The organism is Allobosea sp. (assembly GCF_036675845.1).
GTDB lineage: Bacteria > Pseudomonadota > Alphaproteobacteria > Rhizobiales > Beijerinckiaceae > Allobosea.
Map to the genome: position 1 here is coordinate 21,257 of NZ_JAKFED010000051.1, position 6,142 is coordinate 27,398.

The 6,142-nt window shown below is 68.3% G+C and carries 5 protein-coding genes; 3 read left to right on the forward strand and 2 right to left on the reverse strand.

Going from position 1 to position 6,142, the window contains the following annotated elements; translation table 11 throughout:
• Positions 1-38: 38 nt before the first annotated feature.
• Positions 39-1,256 (reverse strand): acyl-CoA dehydrogenase, encoded by a 1,218-nt coding sequence (locus V6M56_RS05160; protein ID WP_332681841.1) that lies wholly within the window; start codon positions 1,254-1,256, stop codon positions 39-41.
• Positions 1,257-1,381: 125 nt separating this feature from the next.
• On the reverse strand, positions 1,382-2,902 hold the full coding sequence (amaB, locus tag V6M56_RS05165) for an L-piperidine-6-carboxylate dehydrogenase (RefSeq protein WP_332681842.1): 1,521 nt from the start codon (positions 2,900-2,902) through the stop codon (positions 1,382-1,384).
• A gap of 183 nt (positions 2,903-3,085) precedes the next feature.
• Here amaB and V6M56_RS05170 point away from each other — a divergent pair, with 183 nt between their 5' ends.
• From V6M56_RS05170 to V6M56_RS05180, 3 genes are all read left to right on the forward strand, one after another.
• On the forward strand, positions 3,086-3,997 hold the full coding sequence (locus V6M56_RS05170; RefSeq protein WP_332681843.1) for a LysR family transcriptional regulator: 912 nt from the start codon (positions 3,086-3,088) through the stop codon (positions 3,995-3,997).
• An 87-nt stretch (positions 3,998-4,084) separates the two neighbouring features.
• On the forward strand, positions 4,085-5,308 hold the full coding sequence (locus V6M56_RS05175; RefSeq protein WP_332681844.1) for an NAD(P)/FAD-dependent oxidoreductase: 1,224 nt from the start codon (positions 4,085-4,087) through the stop codon (positions 5,306-5,308).
• Between the two features lie 163 nt (positions 5,309-5,471).
• Positions 5,472-5,978 (forward strand): DinB family protein, encoded by a 507-nt coding sequence (locus tag V6M56_RS05180; RefSeq protein ID WP_332681845.1) that lies wholly within the window; start codon positions 5,472-5,474, stop codon positions 5,976-5,978.
• The last annotated feature ends 164 nt before the right edge of the window (positions 5,979-6,142 follow it).

Genomic DNA, 6,142 nt, shown 5'->3' on the forward strand with positions numbered 1-6,142 from the left:
ATGGCCGGGTCAAGCCCGGCCATGACGCCTGCGTCGGATCAGAAGAACGCCTGCAGCCCGGTCACAGCCCGGCCGAGGATCAGCGCGTGGACGTCGTGCGTGCCCTCATAGGTGTTGACCGTCTCAAGGTTCGCCGCATGGCGCATGACATGGTACTCGATCGAGATGCCGTTGCCGCCATGCATGTCGCGGGCGGCGCGGGCGATGTCGAGCGCCTTGCCGCAATTGTTGCGCTTGACGAGCGAGATCATCTCCGGCGCCATCTTGCCCTCGTCGAGCAGGCGGCCGACGCGCAGGCTGCCCTGCAGGCCGAGCGTGATCTCGGTCACCATGTCGGCGAGCTTCTTCTGGAAGAGCTGCGTCTGGGCCAGCGGCTTGTCGAACTGCTTGCGGTCGAGCCCGTATTGGCGGGCACGGTGGAAGCAATCCTCGGCGGCGCCCATCGCGCCCCAGGAGATGCCGTAGCGGGCGCGGTTGAGGCAGCCGAACGGACCCTTCAGGCCCGAGACGTTGGGCAGCAGGTTCTCTTCCGGCACGATCACGCCGTCCATCACCACCTCGCCGGTGATCGAGGCGCGCAGCGAGAGCTTGCCGCCGATCTTCGGCGCGGAGAGGCCCTTCATGCCCTTTTCGAGAATGAAGCCGCGGATCTGGTTGTCATGCGCCGCGGACTTCGCCCAGATCACGAAGACGTCGGCGATCGGCGAGTTCGAGATCCAGGTCTTGGAGCCGGTCAGCCTGTAGCCGTCGGCGACCTTCTCGGCCCGGGTCTTCATGCCGGCGGGATCCGAGCCGGCGTCGGGCTCGGTCAGGCCGAAGCAGCCGACCCATTCGCCGGAACCGAGCTTGGGCAGGTACTTCTTGCGCTGGTTCTCGTCGCCATAGGCATAGATCGGGTACATCACCAGCGAGGACTGCACGCTCATCATCGAGCGGTAGCCGGAATCGACCCGCTCGACCTCGCGGGCGACCAGCCCGTAGGAGACGTAGTTGGCGCCGGCGCAGCCATAGTCCTCGGGAACGGTGACGCCGAGCAGGCCGAGCTCGCCCATCTCGTTGAAGATCCCACGCTCGGTCTTCTCCTCGAGATAGGCTTCGGCCACGCGTGGCTGCAGCTTCTCCTGCGCATAGCTGCGCGCCGTGTCGCGGATCAGCCGCTCGTCCTCGGAGAGCTGCTCGTCGAGCAGGAAGGGATCTTCCCAGTTGAACTGCGCCAGCTTGTGGCTATGGGCGGTCTTGCGGGCGGCCTCGGCCATGGTTCGTCTCCCCTGTTCGTCTGATCGTCATGGTCGGGCTTGACCCGACCATCCCGGAAACCAGCTGGCTGGTCACGAGATTCTCGGGTCTGCGCTTCGCTTCGCCCGAGAATGACGCCTGGTCCTCACGCATCCACATCGAAGCTGACGCCCTGCGCCAGCGGCAGGCTGGTGCCGTAGTTCAGCGTATTCGTGGCCCGGCGCATATAGGCTTTCCAGGCGTCCGAGCCGGCCTCGCGGCCGCCGCCGGTTTCCTTCTCGCCACCGAAGGCGCCGCCGATCTCGGCGCCGGACGGGCCGATATTGACGTTGGCGATGCCGCAATCCGAGCCTTCGTCGGAGACGAAAGTCTCGGCCTCGCGCATGTCGAGGGTGAAGATCGACGAGGACAGGCCGGCGCCGACGGCGTTCTGCATGGCGATGGCCTGGTCGAGGGTCTTGTACTTCATCACATAGAGGATCGGCGCAAAGGTCTCGCGCTCCACCGGACCGGTCTGGGAAGGCATCTCGACCAGCGCCGGGCGGACATAGAACCCGCCCGAACCGACATCGACCTTCTCGCCGCCATGGACCTTGCCGCCGGCCGCCTTGGCCTCCGAGAGCGCCTTCTGCATGCCCTGGTAGGCGGCTTCGTCGACCAGCGGGCCGACCAGCACGCCGGCCTCGCGCGGATCGCCGATCTTGACCGAGCCATAGACCTTGGCCAGCTTCGGGATCAGCGCGTCGTAGACGCTCTCATGCACGATCAGGCGGCGCAGAGTGGTGCAGCGCTGGCCGGCGGTGCCGATCGCCGCGAAGGCGATGCCGCGCAGCGCAATGTCGAGATCGGCCGAGGGCGCGACGATTGCGGCGTTGTTGCCGCCGAGCTCGAGGATGGCGCGGGCGAAGCGTGCCGCGAGCTTCTGGCCGACTTCCTTGCCCATCCGGGTCGAGCCCGTGGCCGAGACGACCGGGACGCGATGGTCCTGCACCAGGATGTCGCCGATCTCGCGGCCGCCGATCAGCACCTCGGAGAGGCCGGCCGGGGCTTCGGGGCCGAAGCGCTTCATCGTCTTCTCGACGATCGCCTGCACGGCGATGGCGGTCAGCGGCGTCTTCTCCGACGGCTTCCAGACGACGCTGTCGCCGCAGACGAAGGCGAGCGCCGCATTCCACGACCAGACCGCGACCGGGAAGTTGAAGGCCGAGATCACGCCGCAGACGCCGAGCGGGTGCCAGGTCTCCATCATCCGGTGGCTGGGGCGCTCGGTCGCGATCGTCAGCCCGTAGAGCTGGCGCGACAGGCCGACGGCGAAATCGCAGATGTCGATCATCTCCTGGACCTCGCCGAGGCCCTCGGAGGTGACCTTGCCGGCCTCCAGCGTCACCAGCAGGCCGAGATCGGCCTTGGCGGCGCGCAGTTCCTCGCCGAGCAGGCGGACGAACTCGCCGCGCCGCGGCGCCGGCACCTTGCGCCAGGCGAGATAGGCCGACTGGGCCCGGCCGATGGCGGCCTCGGCCTCGGCCGGCGAGGTCTCGCGCAGGGTCGCCACGGTCTCGCCGGTGATCGGCGAGCGGGCGGAAAGGCCGGCGCCGGCATAGGCGGCGTCCGGCACGCCGAGGCGCTTGAGGAGGGCGAGGGCGTCTTTCGGAAGGGAAGTGGTCATCGCGTACCTGTACCTGGCCTCTTCGCCCTACGGGGCGAGGGGCATGAAACGAATCGCCGGCCCGGTCGCGTTCGGCCGCGGCGGGGGCGATTGTCGAAAAAGCCTGTCGGTTGCGGCGGAGAATGCCCTCTTTCGGTCCCCGCGGGCAACCGATATGTTCTCATATATTGGTGAGGTTTTCTCATGATGTCCGAGGTCGTGCCCGGGCGCCTTTCGGTGCCCTCCCTGTCGGCGCTCGCCGCCTTCGAGGCGGCGGCGCGCCATGGCAGCTTCACCCGCGCCGCCGAGGAGATGAACCTGACGCAAGGGGCGGTCAGCCGCCAGGTCGCCCTGCTCGAGCAGAGCCTCGGCCTGAAGCTGTTCGAGCGCGTCAAGAAGCGCGTCAGCCTGACGCCGGCCGGCGCCGCCTATGCGGCAGAGGTCCGCGACGGCCTCTCGCGGCTCGCGGCAGCGACCTTGTCGGCCATGGCCTTTCGTGGTGCCGCCGGCCTGCTCCACCTCGCCATCCTGCCGACCTTCGGCACGCGCTGGCTGATTCCGCGCCTGCCGCGCTTCACCGAGGCGCATCCCGGCGTCACCATCAACTTCTCGACCAGGCTGGTGCCCTTCGACTTCGCGCATGACCCGGCCGATGCGGCGATCCATTTCGGCCATCCGGTCTGGCCCGGCGCGCGGCTGCACCGGCTGATGGGCGAGGAGGTCGTGCCGGTCGCGGCTCCAGCGCTGGTCGCGCGCGCCGGCCTCGCCGAGCCGGCCGATCTGCTGCGCCAGCCCCTGCTGCAGCAATCGACGCGGCCGCGGGCCTGGGCCGACTGGCTGGAGAAGCAGGGGCTGCCGCCGGAGCGGGCGCTGATGGGGCCCCGCTTCGAGCAGTTCGCCATGGTGGCGCAGGCCGCCGTCGCCGGGCTCGGCATCGCCATCGTGCCGCGCCTGCTGGTCGAGGACGAGCTGCGTTCCGGCGCGCTCGTCATTCCCGTCGACCGGCCGGTGCGCGGACCCGAGGGCTATTACCTCGTCTATCCGGAGATCAAGGCGAACCTGCCGACCGTGATCGCCTTCCGCGACTGGCTGCTCGGCGAATGCGCGACGCCATAGAAAGCCGACGGGCCTCGACAAGCGTCGCGCGCCGCGCCAATCATGCGGAAAGGTCACGAACCTCCCGCCGCCAATCGCAGGTCCCAGATGTCGTCCGCTCCAGAAACCGCAGATGTCGTGATCGTCGGTGGCGCCGCGATCGGTTCCTCCGTCGCCTATCATCTTGCCGCCGATCCCGGCTTCAAGGGCAGGGTCGTGGTGATCGAGAAGGACCCGACCTATCGCTATTCGGCCTCGGCTCTGTCGGCCGCCTCGATCCGCCAGCAGTTCTCCAGCGCCGTCAACATCCGCATCTCGCTCCATGGCATCGGCTTCCTGCGCGAGATCGGCGCCCATCTTTCGGTCGATGGCGAGGTCCCGGCGATCGACCTGCATGAAGGCGGCTATCTCTATGTCGCCAGCGGCGAGGGCGCCCCGGTGCTCGCCGCCAACCAGCGCCTGCAGCAGGCCGAAGGCGCCGACATCGCGCTTTATGCTGCAGAAATGCTGCGCAGCAAATTCAGCTGGCTAAATACCTCGGATCTTGCCTGCGGCACCTATGGCGTCAGCGGCGAGGGCTGGTTTGACGGCTGGGCCCTGCTCCAGGCTTTCCGTAAGAAGGCGCGCTCGCTCGGCGTCGAATACCGCCAGGGCGAGGTCGGCCGCTATCTCGTCGAGGGCGGGCGGGTGACGGGCGTCGAGCTCGCCGACGGCAGCCGCATCGCCTGCGGGACGGTGGTCAACGCCGCCGGCTCGCATGGCGCAAGGCTGGCGGGAAGCGCCGGCGTCGCCATCCCGGTCGCGCCGAAGAAGCGCTATGTCTTCACCTTCACCTGCAAAGGCGAGGTCGACAACTGCCCGCTGCTGATCGACACCAGCGGCGCCTATTGCCGGCCCGAGGGCAAACGCGGTTCCGAGGGCCAGATGTTCATCTGCGGCGCCTCGCCGACGGAAGGCCAGCACGATCCCGACTGGGACGAGAAGGCCGCCGATGTCGAGGATGTCGACTGGTCCTTCTTCGAGGAGACGGTCTGGCCGGCGCTGGCCCATCGCATCCCGGCCTTCGAGGCGATCCGCCCCGGCCGCGCCTGGGCCGGGCCCTATGACATGAACGGGCTTGACGGCAACGCCATCGTCGGGCCGGCGGCGAACCTCGCCAATCTCTATCTCGCCAACGGCTTCTCCGGTCACGGGCTGCAGCAATCGCCGGCGGTCGGGCGCGGTCTCGCCGAGCATATCGCGCATGGGCGCTATCTGACGCTCGACCTTGCCGATCTCGGCCATGAGCGCATCGTGGCGAACCGGCCGCTGCTGGAGGCCAACATCATCTGACACGACCTCCGCGACCTCATCCTGAGGAGCGATCGCAGATCGCGTCTCGAAGGATGCTCCATATGATACCGGAGCCTCCTGGAGCATCCTTCGAGACGCCGCTGCGCGGCTCCTCAGGATGAGGGTTGGCGGGGAGGAACCCGCGAGAACGAGGAGCTGCGCCGTGATCGATCCCGCCTATGCCGCCACCATGGCGCGCTACAATGCCTGGCAGAACGAGAACCTCTACGGATCGGCGGCGACGCTGACCGACGCGGCGCGGCGGCAGGATCGCGGCGCCTTCTTCCGCTCGATCCACGGCACGCTCTGCCATCTGCTCTGGGCCGACCGGATGTGGCTCTCGCGCTTCGCCGACACGCCGCAGCCCACCGTTCCGGGCAGTGAATCCTCGCGGATGATCGAGGCCTGGGACGAACTCGTCGCCGAGCGGCGTGCCACCGATGCGCTGATCGGCGAATGGGCCGCCGGGCTCTCGCCGGAATGGCTTGCCGGTGAGCTGACCTGGGTTTCGGGGATTTCGCGCCGGGAACTCACGCGGCCGAAAGCCCTGCTCGTCGCCCACTTCTTCAACCACCAGACGCATCATCGCGGCCAGGTCCACGCCATGCTGACCGCGGCCGGCGCCAGGCCCGACGATACCGACCTGATGCTGGTCGACGAACGGGGCTAAGCTCAGCGCTCTTCGGTTTTCTTCGCTGCGCCGGCCGGCTTTGACCCGGTCCTGCCGCGTTGCTCGTCGGCCACGGACGCCGTCGTGTTCTGGCTCAGCTTCTGGAACAGGCCGAGGCCGACCATGGCGAGAACCGCCAGCAGGACGAGCAGGGCCGGATAGAC